Origin of the sequence: Streptomyces sp. MUSC 14 (assembly GCF_001866675.1) — a bacterium.
GTDB lineage: Bacteria > Actinomycetota > Actinomycetes > Streptomycetales > Streptomycetaceae > Streptomyces.
This window is the reverse complement of sequence record NZ_MLYN01000024.1, coordinates 55666-76927: the sequence shown is the minus strand read 5'-3', so window position 1 is coordinate 76927 and position 21262 is coordinate 55666. Positions and strand designations below refer to the sequence as shown.

The following is a 21262-nucleotide window of genomic DNA, read 5'->3' as shown; positions in this document are numbered from 1 at the left end:
CGTACGCTGTTCAGGATCCGGCGTCCGTATATCGGTACGGCTTCCGTGAAGTTGCCTGTGTGTTAACGCGGTTGACGGGCGGGTGCGGGGCTATGCCATGCCCAGCGACCGCTTGAGGAAGTCCAGCTGGAGCCGGAGCAGGTTCTCGGCGACCGTCTCCTGCGGGGTCATGTGCGTCACCCCGGACAGCGGCAGGACCTCGTGCGGGCGGCCGGCGGCCAGCAGGGCGGAGGACAGCCGCAGGGAGTGGGCGACCACCACGTTGTCGTCCGCCAGACCGTGGATGATCATCATCGGGCGGTGCGGCTCGGCCGGGTCGACCAGGCCCGCGTCGTCCACCACCGAGTTGCGCCGGTAGACCTCGGGCCGTTCGCCCGGGTCGCCGAGGTAGCGCTCCTGGTAGTGGGTGTCGTACAGCCGGAGGTCGGTGACCGGTGCTCCGACGACCGCCGCGTGGAAGACGTCCGGGCGGCGCAGTGCCGCGAGCGCCGCGAGGTAGCCGCCGAAGGACCAGCCCCGGATCGCCACCCGGCCCAGGTCGAGCGGGAACCGCTCGGCGAGCGCGTGCAGCGCGGCCACCTGGTCCTCCAGCGTGACGGCCGCGACCTCGTCCCGGATCGACTTCTCCCAGCCCGGCGAACGCCCCGGGGTACCGCGCCCGTCGGCGACGATCACCGCGAAGCCCTGGTCGGCGAACCACTGCGAGGTGAGGTGGGCGTTGTGCGCGGCGACCACCCGCTGGCCGTGCGGACCGCCGTAGGGGTCCAGCAGCACCGGCAGGGGCGTGTCCCCGGGGTAGTCCCGTGGCATAAGCACGGCGCACGGAATCCGACGTGCGCCCCCCTCGACCAGCGTCACCCTGGGGGACAGACCGGGATCTTCGGCGTACGACCGGACAGTGGCCACCGCCTTTCCGTCATGCAGCACCTGTGCCCGGGCGCCGGGCCGCTCCAGGCTCGTGGACACGAGCACCGTCACGTCCCCCGCACGCGTCGCCGTGTGCACACCGGGCTCCTGGGAGACGCGCTCCACGCCCAGTTCGTTCACGCGGTACACATGAACTTCGCCAATTTCCCCGGCATGTGCCTCGTGGCCGGACGAGGCGGAGACCAGCACGTCGCCGTCGCCCACGTCCAGCACCGCACGGATGTGCAACTGACCGCTGGTCAGGGGGCGTTCGCCGACCGCCAGGGCCCGGGTGCCGGCCTCGTCCACGATGCGGACAAGCTGCCCGGAGGGGCTCCAGCAGGGCACTCCAGGGAAAAGTTCCAGCCAAATCGGATCTTCGTCGGCGTGCACCATCCGCGTGGCCCCGGTGTCCGGGTCCACGGCCAGGAACAGCTGGCTCCGCTGGTCCCGCGCCTGTACCAGCAACAGCGGCGCACCCGCCGCTGACCAGTGCACACGCGCGAGATAGGGGTAGCGCTCCCGGTCCCAGCCGACCTCCGTACGCTCCCCGTCGAGGCCGAGCACGAACAGCCGTACGTCCGCGTTCGGGGTGCCGGCGGCCGGGTAGGCGACGTCAACCGGCTCACGCTCCGGGTGGGCCGGATCCGCGATCCACCACCGCTTCACCGGCGTGTCGTCCACGCGCGCCACGAGCAGCCGGCGCCCGTCCGGCGCCCACCAGAAGCCCCGCGAACGCCCCATCTCCTCCGCCGCGATGAACTCGGCGAGGCCGTAGGCGACGTGCTCCGACTCCGGTTCCGCGAGGGCCCGGTCCTGCTCGCCGTCCGCGCCCACGATCCGCAGCGCGCCCCGCGCGACGTACGCGACGTGCCGGCCGTCGGGGGCGGGACGCGGGTCGATCACCGGTCCCGGGACCCGGAGTTCACGCGTGGTGCCGGCTCGCAGCTCAGCTGTGAAAAGCCGCCCTGACAAGGCGAAAGACGCCAGTTCCACGGCCGCGTCGGTGGCGTAGCCGACGATCCCGGCCCCGCCCTCCCGGCTGCGCTCGCGGCGCGCCCGCTCCTGCGCGGACAGTTTCTCGGAGGCGCCCGCGAGGAGCGCGCGCGGATCGGCGGCCGGCCGCTCGGTGCCGTCCGGAAGGTCGAGAACCCAGAGGGAGTTGGCCCGGTCGTCGCCGGAGCCGGAGCGGAGGAACGCGACACGCGAACCGTCGGGTGCCACGGTGAACGAACGCGGCGCGCCGAGCGTGAACCGCTGTGTCCGGGCGTGCCGTCGGGGGAAGGAGTCAGCCTCGGTCGTCATACCCTGACCATATTGGCCATGCGCCCCCTTGTGCGGCCGTGCGCCGAGCGATGCGCGAGCACGCATAGTTATGATCACTACCGCTGTGTGGGTATGAACCCGCTGGCGTACGTGTGGACTTGGTCAACTGATCCGGATCTGGCGATCTTTGGAGGTGAGCCGCCGTGGCACTCTCGATTTCGGCGGTGGTGCTGCTGGCGATCATCGTCTTCCTGCTGATCAAGAAGTCGGGGCTGAAGGGCGGGCACGCGGTCGTCTGCATGCTGCTCGGCTTCTACCTCGCCTCCTCGACCATCGCACCCACGATCAGCCAGCTGACGACGAACGTCGCGAGCATGATCGGCAGCATCAAGTTCTGACCGGTTCTGCTTCTCCCCGCTGCCTGACTTCGTAAGCTTGGCCGTCCTGAGGACGCATGAGGCTGGGGGCAGCGGGTGGACGGGCAGGGCATGGACATACGGCTCCGGGAGCTGGCGAAGGCGTCGCCCAACTTCGGGCGTCTGTACCGGCATCAGCCGCTCCTGGCGATCTACGGATCGCAGGCGGAGCTGACGGTGCTGAGCAACCCGAACGCCGCCTACGTCAGCGCCGGCCAGTTCGGTGAGGTGCTGGCCGAGGAGTTCGTCACCCGTACGGGCACCCGTGTCGAGGGCACCCGCCAGGTCGACCGCCTGAACGCACTGACGAGGGCCGGCGTCCTGGTCGGCTGGAGCCGTGATGCCCTCGACAAGCTCCGCAGGGGCCGGAACGACGCCGCGCACAACCACCTCTTCGACACGACGAAGGCCCTGGAAGCCCTGAAGCTGTGCTGGCAGCTCGGCGACCTGTTCGACCGGGCCCTGGGCGGCACGCGCACGGTGACGGCCTTCGTGCCGCCCACGCTGCCGGCCGAGGCGCCCTCGGTCTCCCCCGAAGAGCTCGCAGAGCTCCAGGAGGCCGTGGCGGAGCACCGTCGTACGCTCGCCGAGTCGCAGGTGAAACTCTCGGAGACCAGCGACCGCCTGGAGGCCGAGCGCCGCGCCCGCGCCAGGGCCGAGGAACTCATGGCCAGTGCGGAGCGGGCCAAGGTGACGTACGCCGCGGAAGTCGAGGACCTTCGGGCTCAGGTCGTTCAGCTGCGGGCGGCGCACCAGCAGCAGTACGACCGTGAGCGCCTCCAGCCCCGCAGGATCGCCTCCGCCGCGCGCGACGCGATCGTGGAACGCGCTCAGCGCCCCGCACCGCTCAACGAGGTCCAGGCGCGGGCGAAGATCGACGCGATGCTCGTCAAGGCGGGCTGGGTGATCCAGGACAAGGCGGGCGCGAACCCGCTGGACGAGCGCAGCAAGGGCGTCGCCATCCGCGAGTTCACCGTGGCGACGGGCCGCGCCGACTACGTCCTCTACGTCGACGGCAGGATCGTCGGTGTCATCGAGGCCAAGCGCGAAGGCACGCCACTGGCCGGTGCGCTGGCCCAGAACGAGCGATACGCGGCGGGCGTGCTCAAGGAGCACGCGATGGCCGTGTGGCGCCGAGAGGAGCCCTTCGCGTTCCGCTACGCCACCACCGGCGCGGAGACGTACTTCCTCAACCGGATCGACCCCGAGGCGCGTTCACGGGAGGTCTTCGCCTTCCACCGCCCTGAGACCCTGCTTGCGTGGATGCGGTACGCGGACGAGCACCCGGACGCGCCGACCTTCCGGGGGGCTCTGCGCACGAGCATGCCGCTGCTGGAGACGCACGGCCTGCGCATGGCCCAGGTCGACGCCATCACGGGCCTGGAGGAGTCTCTGGCGGCCGACCGTCCGCGTGCCCTCATCCAGATGGCCACGGGCGCGGGCAAGACCTTCACGGCGGTCACGGAGACCTACCGGCTCCTCCGCCACGCGGGCGCCCGCCGGATCCTCTTCCTCGTCGACCGCAACAACCTGGGCCGTCAGGCGCGCGCCGAGTTCGACAAGTACCGGACGCCCGACGAGAACCGGAAGCTGACCGACCTCTACAACGTCGACATGCTGGGCCGCACCGGGCTCCAGGAGACGTCCTCGGTCGTCGTCTCGACGATCCAGCGGATGTACGCGCTCCTCAAGGGTGAGCCGCTGACGGACGAGCCGGAGACGACGGACGAGCCGGAGAGCGAGGAGACGGCGGGAGGCCCGACGGGTTCCCCGCTGACCGAGACCTACGCGGCGGACGAACCGATCACCGTCGAGTACAACCCGGACGTGCCGATCGAGTCGTTCGACGTGATCGTCGTCGACGAGTGCCATCGCTCGATCTACGGCCTGTGGCGGGGCGTCCTGGAGTACTTCGACGCCCACCTCGTCGGTCTGACGGCGACTCCCACCCGCCAGACCAAGGGATTCTTCGACAACAACATGGTGTCGCAGTACACCTACGAGCAGGCCGTGGCCGACGGCGTCAACGTCGACTTCGACATCGTGCGCCTCAAGACGGACATTCGGGACGAGGGTGTCGTCGCGAAGATCGAGGCCGGAACGACGGTACGGATCCGCGACCGCCAGACCCGCGCCCAGCGCTACGAGGAGCTGGACGAGGACTTCACCTATGCCGCTCCGCAGATCGGCCGGACGGTCATCACGGAGGACGAGATCCGTGCCGTGCTGACGACGTACAGGAACAACTGGCAGCGGTGGTTCCCGGGCCGGGCCGATCTTCCCAAGACCCTGGTCTTCGCGGCGGGGGACGACCACGCCGAGGAGGTGCTGAAGCAGGTCAAGGAGGTCTTCGGGCGAGGTGACGAGTTCGCGAAGAAGATCACCTACCGGTCCCGGGCGAAGGGCGACGACCCCGACTCCCTGATCAACGACCTGCGCAACTCCCCCCGGCTGCGGGTCGCGGTCACGGTCGACATGATCGCCACGGGCACGGACGTCAAGCCGCTGGAGTGCGTGATATTCCTCCGGTCGGTCAAGAGCCCGGTGCTCTTCGAGCAGATGAAGGGGCGGGGTGCTCGCTCGATCGACGCGAACGAACTGAAGGCGGTCACTCCGGAAGCGGCTTCGGACCTGAAGAAGGACCGTTTCGTTCTGATCGACGCCGTCGGTGTCACGGACTCTCCCCTGGTGGACGCCCGCCCGCTGATTCCCGCGGGCGAGCAGAAGGGCATCCCTCTGGCGAAGCTGCTGGAGAAGGCGGGCTCAGTGTCTCTGACCGCCGACGAGGCGGAGACGCTCGGCCGGCGCCTGTCGCGTATCGACCGCCAGCTGGATGACGCGGACAAGCAGCTGGTCGCCGAGGCCGCCGGAGGCGTCGGCCTGGCCGACCTGGCGCGTCGTATCGCGGACGCGGTGGACGTGGACACGCAGGACCGGGCCCGTCACGAGGGCGGCCCGGAGCTGGCCAAGAAGCTGGTCCGGGACGCGATGGCTCCGCTCACCTCCCGGCCGGAGCTGCGCAAGCTCATCCTCGAAATCCGCCACCAGCAGGACCTGACGTACGACGAGACGACAGAGGTCCTGGTCACAGAGCTGCGCGAGATACCGCGGGAGGAGCGGGCCCGGAAGGAACTCGCGGAGTGGAACTCGTTGCTCGAAAAGGAGCAGCGGGATGAGAACGCGGCGATCCAGGTCGCCCTGGGCAGTGGTGCCCGAGTCAGTCCTCAGGAGGCGCGGAACGCGCTGAAGGAACTGGCGGCCAAGGTGCGAGCCACCAACCGTGCCTGGACGGCGACGGTCCTGTGGGACCACTACGAGCAACTCGGCAAAGCCGCGGCCGGCCCCGGCAAGGAGGCCGGCCTGGGCGACCTCATGCGCCTCATCCGCTACGAGCTCGGTGCGGACGACGAGCTTCGTCCATACCGTACGGTGGTCGAGGAGCGCTTCGAGGGCTGGCTGCTGCGGCAGCGGCAGGCGGGCGTGGAGTTCACGGAGGACCAGCTGTGGTGGCTGGACCGGATAAAGGACGCCATCGCCACCGACATCGGCATGGAGCCGGGAGACTTCGGACACGCACCTTTCTCCGAGCGCGGCGGAGGCCGGGGCTTCATGCGGGCGTTCGGTGACAAGGACAAGGCGCTGGAACTGTTGGATGAGCTGAATCAGGAACTGGCGTGAGTATGAGCGCGGGCGTGGACGGCGAGAGGGAGCTTCCGGCGGGGTGGGCTTGGGTCAGGCTCGATCAGGTCTGCGATGTGACTGGCGGAATTCAAAAGCAGGCCAAGCGTCGTCCGGTTGAGAATAAGTTTCCCTTCCTTCGCGTGGCCAACGTCGGGCGAGGTTCGCTTGATCTATGGGATGTGCACGAGATCGAGCTTTTCGATGGGGAATTGGAGAGGTTCCGGCTGGAGCCGGGCGATCTGCTGGTTGTTGAGGGAAACGGGAGTCCCGAGCAGATCGGTCGTGCTGCTATGTGGCGCGGCGCGATCAAGGACGCTGTACATCAGAATCATCTGATCAAGGTGCGTCCGACGTCCGTTATTGACCCCAGGTTTCTTGAACTTCTGTGGAACTCACCTGATATCTCAGCGCAGTTGACCCGAGTTGCTCAATCGACGAGTGGGCTCTATACGCTCAGCACATCCAAGCTGAACCGTGTTGAGTTTGGGTTGCCGCCGCTCGCGGAGCAGCACCGCATCGTCGAGGTTCTGGAAGAACAATTGTCGCGACTTGATGTCGCTGAACGTGAAGTGCACCGTAGTGTGCATAGGGTAAGTCGAGTTTGGGATTCCGTCAGGAACGCGGCAGCGCAGGGTGGCCTGAATGGGTTCTCGGCTAATTCTCGTGACTATCGCGTGGACGAGATCGCGACTGTTAGCGGTGGGATTCAGAAACAGAAGAAAAGGATCCCCGTTGAGAATAAGTTTCCCTTCTTGCGGGTGGCCAATGTAGGTGCCGGTGAGCTTGACCTTGCCGAAATGCATGAAATTGAGTTGTTTGATGGTGAGCTTGAGAAGCATCGTGTGGAAAAGGGAGACCTTCTAGTCGTTGAAGGGAACGGCAGTCCGGGGCAAATCGGACGAGCGGCCATGTGGCACGGGCAGATCTGTGATGCCGTGCACCAAAACCATCTCATTAGGGTCCGACCTTCCAGGCAAATCCTTCCCGAGTATCTGGAGCTGATCTGGAACTCCCCCCTAGTTGTGGATCAATTGCGACGAGTGGCGAGGTCTACGAGTGGTCTATATACCTTGAGTACATCCAAGGTGAAATCTGTGACGATTCCGGTTCCTGGGATTGGTGATCAGAAAAAACTGATTGACGAAGCAGGGAACTGGAAGAGTTATCTAGCTGCGGCTGGCGGATCACTGCAACTCGCTGCAACCCGTTCCAAGTCTCTACGCGTAGCGCTATTGAGGCAGGCTTTCAGTGGCGAACTCGTGTACCAGAACCCCAAAGATGAATCTGCATCTGTGCTCTTGGGCCGCATCACCGCCGAGCGTGCCGCGAAGGCGAAGGGTAAATACGTGCGTAAGGTCACGCCCAAGAAATTGGCCAAGCCCCCCGCCCCCCGAGCCGCCGAGGCAAGTGCGTCCGCCCCCGAACCAACCCCCGCCCCCACCCTCGCCGTACAGCAGGAGTTCGACCTGTGACCGCCCCCGCAGACGCCCAGCAGCCCGCCGAGAAAGCCAAGGTCGCTGCGCAGACCAACACCCTGGTCGCCAAGCTCTGGAACTACTGCAACGTCCTGCGCGACAACGGCATGTCCACCATCGAGTACGTCGAGCAGCTCTCCTACCTGCTCTTCCTCAAGATGGTCGACGAGATCGAGAACGATCCGTGGGACGGCCAGGACATGAGCGCCATCGTCCCCGCCGACTACAACTGGACGTCACTCGTCGGTAAGCGTGGCCCTGATCTTGAGAAGCACTACCGCGACGTTCTCGAACACCTCGGCAGCCAGCCCGACACCACCATCGGCACGATCTTCGCCGACGCCCAGAACCGCATCACCAAGCCCGCCCTCCTCGAAAAGCTCGTGGTCGACCTGATCGGTCGCGAGGAGTGGACCGTCACGGGAACGGACCTCAAGGGCGACGCCTATGAAGGCCTCCTCGCCAAGGGCGCTTCCGATACCAAGACGGGCGCCGGCCAGTACTTCACGCCCCGCGCGCTCATCGACGCCATCGTCGACGTCGTTCAGCCCGACTCGGACGACACCGTCACCGACCCGGCCTGCGGCACCGGCGGCTTCCTCATCGCGGCCCATTCCTACATCCGCAACCACCACATGAAGACCATGTCGCTCGACGAGCGCATGGCCTACGACAGCGGCCGGAAGATCTGGGGCAACGAGCTGGTCACGGGCACGGCCCGTCTCGCCGCCATGAACATGCTTCTCCACGGCATCGGCAAGAGCGACGGCCCGAGCCTCATCACCGTCGGCGACGCCCTCGCCGACAAGCCCAGCGGCAAGCACGCCACCCTCGTCCTCGCGAACCCTCCCTTCGGCCGCAAGTCCGCGATCACCGTGGTCGGTCAGGACGGCGAGGTCGAGAAGGAGGACATCCAGTACGAGCGCGACGACTTCACGGCGACGACCACCAACAAGCAGCTCAACTTCCTGCAACACATCATGTCGCTCACCGCAGTTGGGGGACGCGCGGCAGTCGTTCTGCCTGACAACGTCCTCTTCGAGGGCGGCGCCGGTGAGAAGGTCCGGCGCAAGCTGCTGAACGAGTTCGACTTGCACACCGTCCTGCGACTGCCCACCGGCATCTTCTACGCAGGCGGCGTCAAGGCCAACGTGCTCTTCTTCGACAAGAAGGCCCCACGTGCCGACGGCAAGCCGCACACCACCGAGACGTGGGTCTACGACTTCCGCACCGGCCAGCACTTCACGATGAAGCAGCGGCCTCTCACCCGCGCCCACCTGGACGACTTCGTCGCCGCCTACCGGCCCGGAGAGCCCCGCTCGACCCGCGTCGAGTCCGAAGACGAGAACGGGCCGTTCAAGAAGTTCAGCTACGAGGACCTGATCGCCCGCGACAAGGTGAACCTCGACATCACGTGGATGAAGGACCCCGCCCTCGACGACGCCGACAGCGGCCTGCCGCCCGAGGTGATCGCCGAGGAGATCGTCCGTGACCTCCAGTCCGCCCTGAACGAGTTCACGGCCATCGCCCGCTCCCTGGGCGGCGAGGTGGACGTACCGGAGGCCGAGGTCGAATAACGGGGCCGTCGGTCAGTCTTCGGACGCGTACGACACGAAGCGGGTCCAGGCCCCTGGCGTCAGCATGAGCCGGGGGCCTTCGACGTTCTTGGAGTCGCGGATGTGGACGGTGCGAGGCGCTATCGCGATTTCGACACAAGAATTGCCGTCGTTGCCGCCGCTGTAGCTGCTCTTGAACCACACCAGCTCGGACGCGTCCCCGGCAGTGGTCTTGCGGATCATGCTTCTCCCAGCAGTTGCTCGATGAAGGCCAGCGACTCCCGCGGAGAGAGTGCCTGAGCCCGGATCGTGCCATACCGCAACTCAAGAATGCGCAGGTCTTTGGGTTCTGTGATCGGTCGGCCGTTGAACGGGCCGTCAGAGCGACCCACGGCCGCGCCGTCTGCGAACTTCAGTAGTTCGATCCGACCGTCCAGCCCGGAGTGGGTGTCGCAGTTCATCGGCATCACCTGAAGCACGACGTTGTGCAGTCGCCCGACTTCCAGCAGACGTTCGAGCTGCTGACGCCAGACCATTGTGCCCCCGATGGGACGCCGCAGGACCCCCTCTTCCAGGACGAAGCTGAGGGCTGGAGAGGGCGAGCGTTCGAAGATCGACTGGCGAGCCAGGCGAGCGGACACCATGCGTTCCACGTCGTCCGGCGAATATGGCGGCTGCGCTGCTCCGATTACCGCTCGTGCGTGCTCTCGCGTCTGCAACAACCCAGCGATGATGTGGCTCTCGTAGAGGGCGATCTCGACGGCCTTGGCCTCCAGTTCCGCCAGCGCCCGCACCTTCTTCGGATACCGGACCTTAGCCACGTCCGCCTTCATCGCCGACACCAACCCACCCGCCCCCAACACCCTGTCGGCGTTGTCCAGATACCCGGGCTGGGGAATCCGCTTGCCCCCCTCCACCTTGTAGACCAGGTCCTCGCCATAGCCGATGGCCTTGCCGAACTCGCCGGCCTTCATCCCCGCCGACTCCCGCCGGAGCTTCAACTGCCGCCCGACGGTGGCGATGACCGCGACACCCCACTCGTCGTCCGGATCCACCTCCCAACCCGGCTCGTCCGACTCGCCCTTGAGCTCGTCCGTCATCACCCCTCCTGACAAGCGCCGACACACCGGACAACCGCCGGACAGTCACCGTACGCAACGGTGTAATCACTCATCACGGTAGAGGTCACCGGCCACTCTGAGTGACGTGAATCAGAAATTCGCCGACCCCGACACCCAACTCGGCAGCGGAATCCCCCACTTCACCGTCCTGCTGTCCTCCACCCCACGCGGTGCCCGCCTGGGCAGGCTGCTCGCGGCCGACCAGCTCCGAAGCTGGGGGCTCCCCACCGACCCCGCGACACACATCGTGGCCGAGCTGGCGGCCAACGCCGCGACTCACGGTCGCCTGCCCGGCCGCAGCTTCCGCCTCACGCTCTACGTGGTCGGCCGCACCCTCCGCATCGAGGTCACCGACACGCGCGGTGACCGTCTGCCCAGGCTCCAAGTGCCGGACAACCATGCCGAATCCGGTCGTGGCCTCCTTCTCGTGGACGCGCTCGCGGACCGCTGGGATGTCGCAGAGGGCCGCTATCCGCGCAAGACCATCTGGGCCGAACTGGCGCTCCCCGCACCGGAACCCGCCCCCACGGGTTCCGGTGACACCAGCGACTGAAAGCCAAGAACGGACGGGGAAAGGAACCAACCACACCCCACCCCTCCAGCCCGCGCCGCCGCCCGCTCACTCGGCCGGGTGAATATGCCTGCGTCAGCTGGATTTCACAGCCCCGGACACCCATACGCTCAGCGCAACAGCACCGCAGACATGCGACGGCCCTCGCCGGGACGGCAATCCCGTTGCGAGGGCCTGACCACCGAGGAAGAGGCAACTTCCCGATGGGTAACCAGAACCCTAGCGTGCCCATGCACGCCCAGCCCCCCATCGCGGGCAACAACCACCCGAACCGGCACCCCCAAGCCCCCCACTCCGGCGGCCTCGTCCACGCCAACACCCGTCACACCACCCGCTTCACGGTGATCGGCAACCACCTCACCCAGCACCCCGACCTCTCCCTCCTCGCGATCGGCCTGGCCTGCCACATCCAGTCGCTGCCGAAGGGCGCCCGGGTCGACATCAAGACCCTCACCGCCCGCTTCCCCGAGGGCGCCACCCGCATCGCCGCCGCCCTGCGCGAGCTGGAGGCCCATGGCTACCTGCGCCGCGAACGTGCACGCGTCCCCGGCGGCCGTATCGTCACGCGGACCATCTCCTGCAACCAGCCGGTAGCCCGGTGCCACCACCCCGACAGGCCCAGCCGCCCCACCCGGCGGCCGACCGGCCCGGCGACGGCACCGGCAAAGCAGGTCTTCGAAGGTGAGGGGCGGCCTGCCGGGAGCGATTGGCACATCCGGGCCACCGCCGACGCCAGTGAAGCCTGCACGAAGCCGTCAGAGACGGCCCGGATCCGCCGATCGCCGAACCGGCCTGACGGCCCGACCGTGCGGCCCGCGGCTCACGTACCGCTCAACCTCGAAAACCCGGCAGAGCGCCCTCCCCGCACCGCCCCCAAACCCCTCCCCGCCGTACCCCAGCCTGCCTGCACCGCTCCCGCCCTCCTCCAGACCGCCACCGGCCTGCTCGCCGACCTGCGCCGTCTCGACCCAGGCCTACTCCTCTCGGAGCAGGACACGACCCACCTTGCCCCCGGCGTCGCCGCCTGGCTGGAGCGCGACGTCAGCCCCACCGCCGTACGCCAGGCCCTGACCACCGACCTGCCACCCGAGGGACCACGACGCCCCGCCGCCTTGCTGGCCCACCGCCTCGCCACGCAGCTGCCGCCCCCACCCCCGTTTCGCGCACCAGCAGCCCCGCCGGCCGCACGACACCCGCTTCAGACCTGCGACGGCTGCGACCGCGCCTTCCGGGCGCCCGGACCGGGCCGCTGCCGCGACTGCCGATCCGATCTCCTGGAGGCCGCCTAGCATGAAAGCGACGATCCTTGCCCCTGGGCACAGACGAGGAGCGAGCGCCATGACCATCGCACCGGACGACGCGCGACAGGGCGCCTCCCACCTCTACCGGGCCATGCGTGACTTCGTGCAGTCCACGGACGACACCCTCCCCGGCAAGTTCGAGATCACCAAGGAAGGGATCGTCCTCGACATGATGTCGCCCGTGAAGCCGCACGAGCTCACCGTGCTGCGCATCCGGAAGCGCTTGGAGAAGGTGATGCCGGAAGAGCTCGTGGCGCATACGGGCGAACCCGACGTGGAGGACGAGCCCGAGAGAATCCTCCGCCGCCCCGACGTGATGGTGATCGCCGAGTTGGAGATGGAGGGAGAGGGCACTTTCGATCCCCGCACGCTCATCGCCGCCGTCGAAGTCGTCTCGCGTTCCAATCCCGACAACGACTGGGGCACCAAGATGCGCGACTACCCCTTGATCGGCGTCCCCGTCTACGCCGTGTTCGACCCACGCACCGGCACCGGCGCCGTCCTCTCCGACATCCACCCCACCCCCGACGGCCCCCGCTACGCCACCCGCAAGGACTTCGTCTACGGCGAGGACGTCACCATCGCCGACTGGACCATCCCGACCGACGGCCTGCCGCGCTACCAGGACGAGAACGCCCGCGGCGAGGGCGAGCCACAGCCCTGACACCTGAGGGGCGTCTTCCGGATACGGGGGAGCAGTTTTCGGCCACCTTGGTCCGAGGTGTCGTCGCCCGGCTTGACTGACCCCCCTGCCCCTCGGGAATCGTTCTCGTAAAGATCTTCGCGATGAGTTCCCACGGGGTAGGGCATGGCCATTTCCACACCGCAGACACGCCAGTTCGAGGCGTTCATGACGAATCTGTCCTACGCCCGACGTATGGTCAAAACGGGCGGGATGCTGACTCCGTTCCGTTCCCCGACCATCGACATCGACGACTTCTACCGGGCGGCCTGGGTGCAGGCGGTGGCAGCCATAGACCACTGGCTCCATGAGGAGGTCCTGCGCCGGGTCGCGGAGTTGGCGGCCATGGACAGCCCCGAGATGCCGTACCAGCTCCGGGTCTACGAGCTTCCCCTGCACAGGGTGGAGGCAGTGCGGCGAGGGGAGGTGACACTGTCCGAAGCCGTGGTCGAGCACTTGCGGGAGAAGCTCGCGCCCCAGGCACTCCAGCATCCCGGGAAGATTTCCGAAGTGCTGAAACTCGTGACTGAGAAAAAGGTCTGGTACGAGGCCGCTGGGTGCATCAACAAAGAGTTCTTCCAGGGGCGCACCTCACTCAATGAGAAGAAACTCCGCAGCCGCTATCTGGAGATCACCCAGCGGCGTAACAAAATCGCGCATGACGCCGACCTCATCGACGGCGACCTGAAGCAGAGGCGCCCCATTGACGAGGCAGAGGTGACGGACGCCATCGACTGGATCGAGCGGATCGCGCTGGCCATCGCTCACGTTCTCGACGGCGAAGGCCAGGAGGTGCCCGAAGGGAGCCCGGCCGCCTCGTAGGGTGGACCCCATGACGGAACTGCCCGACCGGCGTCTTCTCCTGGTGCACGCGCATCCGGACGACGAGTCGATCAACAACGGCGCGACCATGGCCCGGTACGCGGCCGAGGGGGTCCATGTGACCCTGGTCACCTGCACCCTCGGGGAGCGTGGCGAGGTCATCCCGGCCGGGCTGCGGCATCTGACCGGTGCCGCGCTGGGCCTGCACCGGCGTGGCGAGCTGGCCGACGCCGTGCGTGCGCTGGGCGTGAGCGACGCCCGGTTGCTCGGCGGTGCGGGGCGCTACGGGGACTCCGGGATGATGGGGACCTCCGACAACGAGGACCCCGGGTGCTTCTGGCGGGCCGACGTCGACGAGGCCGCCGGGCGGCTCGCCGATGTGATCGTCGAAGTCCGGCCCCAGGTGCTCGTGGCCTACGACGACAACGGCGGATACGGCCACCCGGACCACATCCAGGCCCACCGTGTCGCCGTGCGCGCCGTCGAGCTGGCGGACGAGCGGGGCCATCGCATCGCCAAGGTCTACTGGAACCGTGTCCCGCGCTCGGTCGCCGAGGCCGCCTTCGAGCGGCTTCAGGAGGAGCTGCCCGGACTGCCGTTCGACAAGAGCGCGTCCCTGGCCGACGTGCCGGGTGTCGTGGACGACGAGCGGATCACCACCGCCGTCGACGGGGCGCCGTACGCCGCCGCCAAGGCCGCCGCCATGCGTGCCCACGGCACCCAGATCGAGGTGGCCGAGCCGTACTTCGCGCTCTCCAACGAACTGGCCCAGCCGCTGTTCACCACCGAGTACTACGAGCTGGTGCGCGGCACGGCCGAGCCCGGGGAGAGCGACCTGTTCGCGGGCGTCGAGGAGGCAGGGGCATGAGCAACCCGGGACAGGGCCCGCTGCTCGCCCAGCCGCTGCCGCGGCCCTCCGCCGGACGCGTCGCCGCGTACGCCGGCCTCTTCCTGCTCGGCGCGGTCGTCGGCCTCGCCGGGACCCTGGTGCAGGCGGGCTGGTTCCCCGGCGGGCTGCTGCTCGCCCTCGCCGGCGCGGCCGGGCTCTTCCTCGGCGGGGCGTACGCCACCGGCGGGCGGGGCGGGGCCGTGGCGCCGGTGGCCGGCTGGATCATCGCCGTCATCCTGCTCACCACCTCGCGCCCCGAGGGCGACTTCCTGTTCAGCGCCGGGGGTTCGTCCTATCTCTTCCTGCTGGGTGGCATGGTGGTCGCTGTGATCTGCGCCACCATCGGTGCGGGGCGGCAACCTGGCGGCGGCCCCGCCCGACTTGGCAAGTGACGTACCACTTCGCCGTACCGCACACGTGCGAGTCCGGTGTGGGTTTCCTCAGCGGTCATGGGATAAGCGCCAGAAGTGGCCAGTATGGTGGTGCGCGCCGCCGAGCCGCCCGCGAGGTCGTACCGGGCGGCGGAGCCAACTGGGAGAACCTGCCTTGAGTCGTGAAACTGACACTCCGTCCTCCGGGCCCAACGGGCGCGGGGGAGCCGCATACCCCTCCGGCACGCCGCCGTACGGGACCCCCATGGCTACCGATGACGGTTCGGGTGCGGGCCGTTCGGGCTCGCAGCCGGAGGAGAAGAAGACCGAGACCACGCTGACGACCCGGATCCGGATCAACATCCCCGGATCCCGGCCCATTCCGCCGGTCGTCGTGCGCAAGCCCGTCGGTGACACCGACGCCGGTGAGGACGCGCCCGCCGCCGACACGCGGCCCGCGCCCGAGCGTCCGGCCGCCGCCGAGGCCCCCGCCGCGCCGCCGGCGCAGGCCGACGAGAAGCCCAGCGACTGGTTCGCGCCCCGCAAGTCCTCGGCCCCCAAGGGCGGTCCGGGCGGCGGCGCGGCGAGCGGTCCCGGAACCCAGGGCGGTGCCACCGGCGCCACGGGTGCACCGGCCGCCCGTCCGGGTGGTCCGGGGGCAACGGGTACGGCGGGTACCACCGGCGCACGCTCCGGCGGCGGCCGTCCCGGCGGTGTCGTCGGCTCCATGAGTGTGCCCGGCGCCGGCCGCTCCGGCACCACGAACGGCACGGGTCTGCCCGGCGCCACCGGCGGCCCCGTCGCCCCCGGCCACGGCGGCGGCACCGGCTCCTTCGACGTGACCGAGGCGCTGAACGCGGGCCCGCTGGCGGGCGGTTCCCGCTCCGGCCCGGCCGCGAACGCCGAGCCGCGCCGCGACGAACTGCCGTACTTCTCGGAGAACGGCGGCCAGGACACCTACGGCGGTGCGGGCGCCCCCGGACACGACGGCTTCGGCACGGGCGCGAGCGGTGCCAACGGACACGGCGGCGCCAGCGGCCTGGGCGGTCCGAACGGCCCCGGCGGCCTGGGCGGCGGCCCGGCCGGCCCCACCAGCGGCCCGGTCACCGGCGACGGCGCCCTCGCCCCGTCGCCCGGCGGCCCCCGCCCCGGCGGCGATCCGTTCGCCGCCCCGGGCAGCGGTGACCCCTTCGGCGGTCCGGCCGGAGGCGAGCCCTTCGGCAGCCCGGCCGGCGGCTTCGACGCCCCCGGCGGCCGGAGCACTCCGCCCCCGCGCAGCGCCCTCGCCGACATCGCCGACCTCGACGGTCCGACGGCGCCCGGCGCCCCGGCCGCACCCCTGGGCGGTCCCGGAGGTCTCGGCCCCGGCGGCGGGATCAGCGACGACACCGCGATCCTCACCCCGCAGAAGCCGGCCCCGGAACCGGGCACGCCCGGCTACCGCCGCAGCGACAACGTCTCCGGACACACCGTCACCAGCGGCATCCCGGTCGTCCCGAGCGGCGGCAACTCCCCGTTCGGCGGCCCCGGGAACCAGACCGCCCCGGGCGCCACGCCGGAGCCCGCCCCCGCGCCGAAGCCCAAGGCGCAGGCCGCGCCGAAGAAGAAGGGCCGCAGCAAGCTGGTGCTGCTCGGCGTCGGCGTGGTCGTCGTCGCGGGCGGTGCCTACGGCGCCGGGCTGCTGATGAACCACACCGACGTGCCCAAGGGCACCACGGTGCTCGGCGTCGACATCGGCGGCGGCACCCGCGACGACGCCGTCAAGAAGCTCGACGACGCGTTCGGCAGCCGGGTGAACAAGCCGCTGAAGCTCACCGTGGACGGCAGGACGGTGGCCCTCACGCCGGAGAACGCCGGGCTCCAGTTCGACTTCCAGGCCACCGTCGGCAAGGCCGCGACCAGCGACTACAACCCCATCAGCGTCATCGGCTCGCTCTTCGGGCAGAAACGTGTGATCGCGCCCGAGATGCCGGTGGACGAGGAGAAGCTCCAGGCCGCCCTCCAGCAGGCCGGCGGCGGCTCCGGTCTCTCGTCCGACGGCACCATCAGGTTCGAGGCGGGCCGGGCCGTCGCCGTTTACGGCAAGGCCGGCAAGGGCATCGACGCGGCCTCCTCGACCCAGGCGGTCGAACAGGCCTACCGCACCGCCGTGGAGACGGACACCGCGGCCCCGGTCGCCCTTCCGACGACCACGCAGCAGCCGACGGTGCCGAACGCCGAGGTCGACCGCGAGATGAAGCAGTTCGCGGAGCCGGCGATGTCGGGCAAGGTGACCGTGATGACGGACGCCGCGCACTCGATCCCGATGAGCCCGCAGAAGTCGCTGTGGAAGTTCCTCCGGGTGAAGGCCGTCAACGGCAAGCTGGTCGACAGCCCCGACATGGCCGCGCTGCAGCAGCTCTACGGCAACGCCTTCAACGGTGTGCTCATCACCCGCGGCAACGGGAAGAAGACGCCGGTCACGCCGCAGGACGTCTACGGCGCCCTGCGCCAGGCGCTGATGAGCAAGACCAACCGGGTCGCGGTCATCTCGACCAACCCCAGTTAGCCACGCGGCACTTGGAGGGGCGCCCGGTGCGGACACCGGGCGCCCCTCCGCCGTGCCCGTCCCCCGGCCCCGCCGTGCCTGTCACCCGATCCGTATGACATCTGTCATCCGCCTCTCGGGACCGCCGACACTGCCGGGTCCGGCGCCCGTTCGGCGAGCATGGGGGCATGACAACGACTGCGGCACCGGCCACCGCCACACCGGTGGTCGGCTTCGACCAGGTGACCAAGACGTACGGCAGTGTGCGGGCGGTGGACGGGCTCTCCCTGGCCCTGCACCCCGGCGAGACCGTCGCCCTCCTCGGCCCGAACGGGGCCGGCAAGTCCACCACGCTCGATCTGCTCCTGGGTCTGAAGAACGCCGACAGCGGCACGGTCAACGTGTTCGGCACCAGCCCGCGCGAGGCCATCGTCGCCGGTCGCGTCGGCGCCATGCTGCAGAGCGGCGGCCTGATGGACGAGGTCACCGTCGGCGAGATGGTGAAGCTGGCCTGCTCACTGCACCCCAAGGCGTACCAGGCCGCCGACGTGATGGCCCGCGCGGGCATCACGCAGATCGCCGACCGCAAGGTCAACAAGCTCTCCGGCGGACAGTCCCAGCGCGTACGGTTCGCCCTGGCCACCGCCGGTGACAGCGACCTGATCATCCTGGACGAGCCGACCACCGGCATGGACGTCTCCGCCCGCCAGGCCTTCTGGGCCACCATGCGAGAGCAGGCCGACCAGGGCCGTACGGTCCTCTTCGCCACCCACTACCTCGAAGAGGCCGACGCGATCGCCGACCGGGTGCTCGTGCTGCACCGCGGCCGGCTCCTCGCCGACGGCACCGCCGCCGAGATCAAGGCCAAGGCCGGCGCCCGCCGTATCGCCTTCGACCTGGAGGGCGCCATCGACGAGGCCGCCCTGCGCGCCCTGCCCTTCCTGACCTCCGTCGACGTGTCCGGGCAGACCGTCCGCATCCAGTCGTCCGACGCCGACGCCACCGTCCACGCCCTGTACGGCCTCGGTGTCTACCCCCGCAACCTCGAAGTCGCCGGCCTCGGTCTGGAGCAGGCCTTCGTCGCCATCACGCAGGCCGAGGAGGCCAAGCAGTCATGAACGCCCTGATCAAGCTGGAACTGATCCGCGCCTTCCGCAACAAGAAGTTCCTGTTCTTCTCGGTGCTCTACCCCGCGATCCTCTTCCTGATCATCGCGGGCAACGCCAAGGACACCAAGGTCGACGGCACGGGCCTGACCCTCCCGACGTACATGATGGTCTCCATGGCCTCCTTCGGCGCCCTGACCGCCGTGCTGATGGGCAACAGCGAGCGCATCGCCAAGGAGCGCGAGAGCGGCTGGGTACGGCAGCTGCGGCTGACCCCGCTGCCGGGGCGCGGCTACGTCCTCGCCAAGACCGCCAGCGCCGCCGTGGTGAGCCTGCCGTCGATCGTCGTGGTCTTCGCGGCCGCCGCCGTGATCAAGCACGTACGCCTGGACGCCTGGCAGTGGCTCGCCCTCACCGGCATCATCTGGGCCGGCAGCCTCGTCTTCGCCGCGCTCGGCGTCGCCATCGGCTACGTCGCCTCCGGGGACGCGGTCCGCCCCATCACGATGATCATCTACTTCGGCCTGTCGATCCTCGGCGGCCTGTGGATGCCGACGACGACCTTCCCGCAGTTCCTCCAGGACATCGCGAAGTGGCTGCCCACGCACGCGTACGCTGCTCTCGGGCGGGCGATCGAGCAGAGTCAGGCCCCGCACACGACGGACGTCGCCCTCCTCGCCGTCTACTTCGCCCTGTTCGCGGGCGGCGCGGCCTGGCTGTACCGGAAGGACACGCTGAAGGCGTGAGCACCATGACGGAAGACCAGTGGGCCGGCGACAAGCGGCCGGAGACCCAGGTACGGATCGGCCAGGCGCCCCGAGTCCGGCGCGAGGTGCTGGTCAAGGCGCTGTGGATCGGCGTCTGGCTGGTCTTCCTCAGCTCGCCGGTCCACGACCTGGTGGCCGGCGACCACACCCAGGGTGCCACCGTGGCCGGCGCCATCGGGCTCACCGCGTTCGTCGGCGCCTATCTGACGCTGGTCTTCCGGAACATGGGCCGGCCCTTCGACCCGTCGTTCGCCGTCACGCTGCTCGCGGTGATGGGGGTCCTCGCCCCGCTGCTGAACTACACCCTCGGTGACGCCTGGGGCGGACTGTTCGTCTACGTATCGGTGGCCTGCGGGGTGACCCTGCCCCTGCGCGCCGCGTCCTGGGCGATCCCGGCGACGGCCGTGGTGATGTACCTGGTCGCCCTGCACAACGGCCGGCCCGGCTGGGACGAGTCCCTGCTCCTCGTCTTCCTCATCGGCTTCGCGATGGTCGGGGTGGGCCAACTGGTCCGTACGACGATCGAGTTGCGCAAGGCCCGGGCCACCGTCGCCCACCTCGCCGCCAACGAGGAGCGCCTGCGCCTCGCCCGCGACCTGCACGACCTGCTCGGCCACTCCCTCTCCCTGATCACGCTGAAGAGCGAGCTGGCCGGCCGGATGCTGCCCGACCACCCCGACAAGGCGGCCCAGCAGGTCGCCGACATCGAACAGGTCAGCCGGCAGGCGCTGGTCGACGTGCGGGAGGCCGTCACCGGCTACCGGCGGCCCCGGCTCGCCGCCGAACTCGCCGGCACCCAGGTCGCCCTGACCGCCGCCGGCGTCACCGCCGACGTGCCCGCCGAACCCGACCTCGCCGGCGTCCCGGAGGAGTCCGAGTCCGCGCTCGCCTGGGCGCTGCGCGAGGCGGTCACCAACGTGGTCCGGCACAGCGGCGCCGACCGCTGCCTCGTCCAGCTCACCCACCGGCAGACCCTCGACGGGCCGGTCCTCGAACTCTCCGTCGAGGACAACGGATCCGGCGGCGCCGGGAGTGTCCCGGGCAACGGTCTGACCGGGCTCACCGAGCGGCTGGAGAAGGCCGGCGGCAGCCTGGAGGCGGGCCGCGCGGGGCACGGCTTCCGGCTCGTCGCCCGCGTCCCCACGGCCCCGTCGGGGGACGTAGGATCCGGGGCATGACGCGCACGATCAAGGTCCTGTTGGCCGAGGACCAGTCGATGGTCCGCGAGGCGCTGGCCGCGCTGCTCGGCCTGGAGGCGGACATCGAGGTCGTCGCCCAGGTCGCGCGCGGGGACCAGGTGCTCGCCGCCGTCGGCGCGCACGGCGTGGACGTGGCGCTGCTCGACATCGAGATGCCCGGCTGCACCGGCATCGAGGCGGCCGCCCGGGTGCACCGGGAGTTTCCGCAGGTCAAGCTGGTCGTCCTGACCACCTTCGGCCGGCCCGGCTATCTGCGCAGCGCCATGGAGGCGGGCGCCGACGCCTTCCTCGTCAAGGACGCCCCGGCCGCCCAGCTCGCCGAGGCGATCCGCAAGGTGCTCGCGGGCGAGCGGGTCATCGACCCGACCCTCGCCGCCGCCGCGCTCGCCGAGGGCGCCAACCCGCTCACCGAGCGCGAACGCGAGGTGCTGCGCGCAGCGGCCGACGGCGCGACGAACGCCGAACTGGCGGGGGCCCTGCACCTCTCCCAGGGCACGGTCCGCAACTACCTCTCCACCGCCATCCAGAAGCTGGCGGTGCGCAACCGCGCGGAGGCGGTGCGGACGGCCCGGGAGAAGGGGTGGCTCTGAAAGCGCCGGGCGGGCA

At 69.4% G+C, this 21262-nt stretch carries 18 protein-coding genes; 15 read left to right on the top strand and 3 right to left on the bottom strand.

Annotated features, from left to right (window positions below; genetic code table 11):
• Nucleotides 1–90: 90 nt before the first annotated feature.
• Nucleotides 91–2211, bottom strand: coding sequence for a S9 family peptidase (locus tag BIV25_RS15880; RefSeq protein ID WP_071372973.1), 2121 nt, complete (start codon nt 2209–2211; stop codon nt 91–93).
• 164 nt (nt 2212–2375) lie between these two features.
• On the opposite strand from BIV25_RS15880, the gene BIV25_RS15875 reads away from it, so the two are divergent.
• The 4 genes from BIV25_RS15875 to BIV25_RS15865 all read left to right on the top strand — a co-directional run bounded on the left by BIV25_RS15875 (nt 2376) and on the right by BIV25_RS15865 (nt 9321).
• Nucleotides 2376–2570: a hypothetical protein gene (locus BIV25_RS15875; RefSeq protein WP_071372972.1), complete on the top strand. Its 195-nt coding sequence runs from the start codon at nt 2376–2378 to the stop codon at nt 2568–2570.
• A 90-nt stretch (nt 2571–2660) separates the two neighbouring features.
• Nucleotides 2661–6266, top strand: coding sequence for a DEAD/DEAH box helicase family protein (locus tag BIV25_RS15870; RefSeq protein ID WP_071373052.1), 3606 nt, complete (start codon nt 2661–2663; stop codon nt 6264–6266).
• 14 nt (nt 6267–6280) lie between these two features.
• On the top strand, nt 6281–7741 hold the full coding sequence (locus tag BIV25_RS46980; protein WP_177235298.1) for a restriction endonuclease subunit S: 1461 nt from the start codon (nt 6281–6283) through the stop codon (nt 7739–7741).
• Nucleotides 7738–9321: a class I SAM-dependent DNA methyltransferase gene (locus BIV25_RS15865; protein WP_071372971.1), complete on the top strand. Its 1584-nt coding sequence runs from the start codon at nt 7738–7740 to the stop codon at nt 9319–9321. Before BIV25_RS46980 ends, BIV25_RS15865 begins: the two co-directional genes overlap by 4 nt.
• Before the next feature lie 12 nt (nt 9322–9333).
• Here BIV25_RS15865 and BIV25_RS15860 read toward each other — a convergent pair whose 3' ends face one another.
• Together BIV25_RS15860 and BIV25_RS15855 are read right to left on the bottom strand one after the other, a co-directional pair.
• Nucleotides 9334–9543, bottom strand: a complete 210-nt coding sequence (locus BIV25_RS15860; RefSeq protein ID WP_071372970.1) for a DUF397 domain-containing protein — start codon at nt 9541–9543, stop codon at nt 9334–9336.
• On the bottom strand, nt 9540–10400 hold the full coding sequence (locus BIV25_RS15855; protein WP_071372969.1) for a helix-turn-helix transcriptional regulator: 861 nt from the start codon (nt 10398–10400) through the stop codon (nt 9540–9542). Before BIV25_RS15855 ends, BIV25_RS15860 begins: the two co-directional genes overlap by 4 nt.
• 97 nt (nt 10401–10497) lie before the next feature.
• On the opposite strand from BIV25_RS15855, the gene BIV25_RS15850 reads away from it, so the two are divergent.
• From BIV25_RS15850 to BIV25_RS15800, 11 genes are all read left to right on the top strand, one after another.
• Complete coding sequence (locus BIV25_RS15850; RefSeq protein WP_079176664.1) at nt 10498–10974, top strand: ATP-binding protein; 477 nt, start codon at nt 10498–10500, stop codon at nt 10972–10974.
• Nucleotides 10975–11195: 221 nt separating this feature from the next.
• The gene (locus tag BIV25_RS15845; protein WP_071372967.1) at nt 11196–12281 is read left to right on the top strand and encodes a helix-turn-helix domain-containing protein; all 1086 of its coding nucleotides are present in this window, start codon (nt 11196–11198) and stop codon (nt 12279–12281) included.
• A gap of 49 nt (nt 12282–12330) precedes the next feature.
• Nucleotides 12331–12957: a Uma2 family endonuclease gene (locus BIV25_RS15840; protein WP_071372966.1), complete on the top strand. Its 627-nt coding sequence runs from the start codon at nt 12331–12333 to the stop codon at nt 12955–12957.
• Nucleotides 12958–13101: 144 nt separating this feature from the next.
• Nucleotides 13102–13797, top strand: a complete 696-nt coding sequence (locus BIV25_RS15835) for a hypothetical protein (RefSeq protein WP_071372965.1) — start codon at nt 13102–13104, stop codon at nt 13795–13797.
• 10 nt (nt 13798–13807) lie between these two features.
• A complete protein-coding gene (mshB, locus tag BIV25_RS15830; RefSeq protein ID WP_071373051.1) occupies nt 13808–14665 on the top strand; it encodes an N-acetyl-1-D-myo-inositol-2-amino-2-deoxy-alpha-D-glucopyranoside deacetylase in 858 nt (285 codons plus the stop codon).
• A complete protein-coding gene (locus BIV25_RS15825; protein WP_071372964.1) occupies nt 14662–15078 on the top strand; it encodes a DUF6113 family protein in 417 nt (138 codons plus the stop codon). The genes mshB and BIV25_RS15825 overlap by 4 nt, the downstream gene beginning before the upstream one ends.
• A gap of 154 nt (nt 15079–15232) precedes the next feature.
• Nucleotides 15233–17605 carry a hypothetical protein gene (locus BIV25_RS15820; RefSeq protein ID WP_071372963.1) on the top strand — a complete coding sequence of 791 codons (2373 nt, stop codon included), beginning with the start codon at nt 15233–15235 and terminating at the stop codon, nt 17603–17605.
• Between the two features lie 167 nt (nt 17606–17772).
• Nucleotides 17773–18702, top strand: coding sequence for an ABC transporter ATP-binding protein (locus tag BIV25_RS15815; protein ID WP_071372962.1), 930 nt, complete (start codon nt 17773–17775; stop codon nt 18700–18702).
• Complete coding sequence (locus BIV25_RS15810; protein ID WP_071372961.1) at nt 18699–19436, top strand: ABC transporter permease; 738 nt, start codon at nt 18699–18701, stop codon at nt 19434–19436. Before BIV25_RS15815 ends, BIV25_RS15810 begins: the two co-directional genes overlap by 4 nt.
• A 5-nt stretch (nt 19437–19441) precedes the next feature.
• The gene (locus tag BIV25_RS15805) at nt 19442–20635 is read left to right on the top strand and encodes a sensor histidine kinase (RefSeq protein ID WP_071373050.1); all 1194 of its coding nucleotides are present in this window, start codon (nt 19442–19444) and stop codon (nt 20633–20635) included.
• Nucleotides 20632–21246 carry a response regulator transcription factor gene (locus tag BIV25_RS15800; protein WP_071372960.1) on the top strand — a complete coding sequence of 205 codons (615 nt, stop codon included), beginning with the start codon at nt 20632–20634 and terminating at the stop codon, nt 21244–21246. Before BIV25_RS15805 ends, BIV25_RS15800 begins: the two co-directional genes overlap by 4 nt.
• Nucleotides 21247–21262 lie beyond the last annotated feature (16 nt).

Bases quoted from the DNA above. Each gene is read 5' to 3' on its own strand.
- BIV25_RS15855 (WP_071372969.1), bottom strand. From the start codon at position 10,400: ATGACGGACGAGCTCAAGGGCGAGTCGGACGAGCCGGGTTGGGAGGTG.
- BIV25_RS15880 (WP_071372973.1), bottom strand. From the start codon at position 2,211: ATGACGACCGAGGCTGACTCCTTCCCCCGACGGCACGCCCGGACACAG.
- BIV25_RS15800 (WP_071372960.1), top strand. From the start codon at position 20,632: ATGACGCGCACGATCAAGGTCCTGTTGGCCGAGGACCAGTCGATGGTC.
- BIV25_RS15835 (WP_071372965.1), top strand. From the start codon at position 13,102: ATGGCCATTTCCACACCGCAGACACGCCAGTTCGAGGCGTTCATGACG.
- BIV25_RS15870 (WP_071373052.1), top strand. From the start codon at position 2,661: ATGGACATACGGCTCCGGGAGCTGGCGAAGGCGTCGCCCAACTTCGGG.
- BIV25_RS15810 (WP_071372961.1), top strand. From the start codon at position 18,699: ATGAACGCCCTGATCAAGCTGGAACTGATCCGCGCCTTCCGCAACAAG.
- BIV25_RS15815 (WP_071372962.1), top strand. From the start codon at position 17,773: ATGACAACGACTGCGGCACCGGCCACCGCCACACCGGTGGTCGGCTTC.
- BIV25_RS15825 (WP_071372964.1), top strand. From the start codon at position 14,662: ATGAGCAACCCGGGACAGGGCCCGCTGCTCGCCCAGCCGCTGCCGCGG.
- BIV25_RS15805 (WP_071373050.1), top strand. From the start codon at position 19,442: ATGACGGAAGACCAGTGGGCCGGCGACAAGCGGCCGGAGACCCAGGTA.
- BIV25_RS15845 (WP_071372967.1), top strand. From the start codon at position 11,196: ATGGGTAACCAGAACCCTAGCGTGCCCATGCACGCCCAGCCCCCCATC.
- BIV25_RS15860 (WP_071372970.1), bottom strand. From the start codon at position 9,543: ATGATCCGCAAGACCACTGCCGGGGACGCGTCCGAGCTGGTGTGGTTC.
- BIV25_RS15840 (WP_071372966.1), top strand. From the start codon at position 12,331: ATGACCATCGCACCGGACGACGCGCGACAGGGCGCCTCCCACCTCTAC.
- mshB (WP_071373051.1), top strand. From the start codon at position 13,808: ATGACGGAACTGCCCGACCGGCGTCTTCTCCTGGTGCACGCGCATCCG.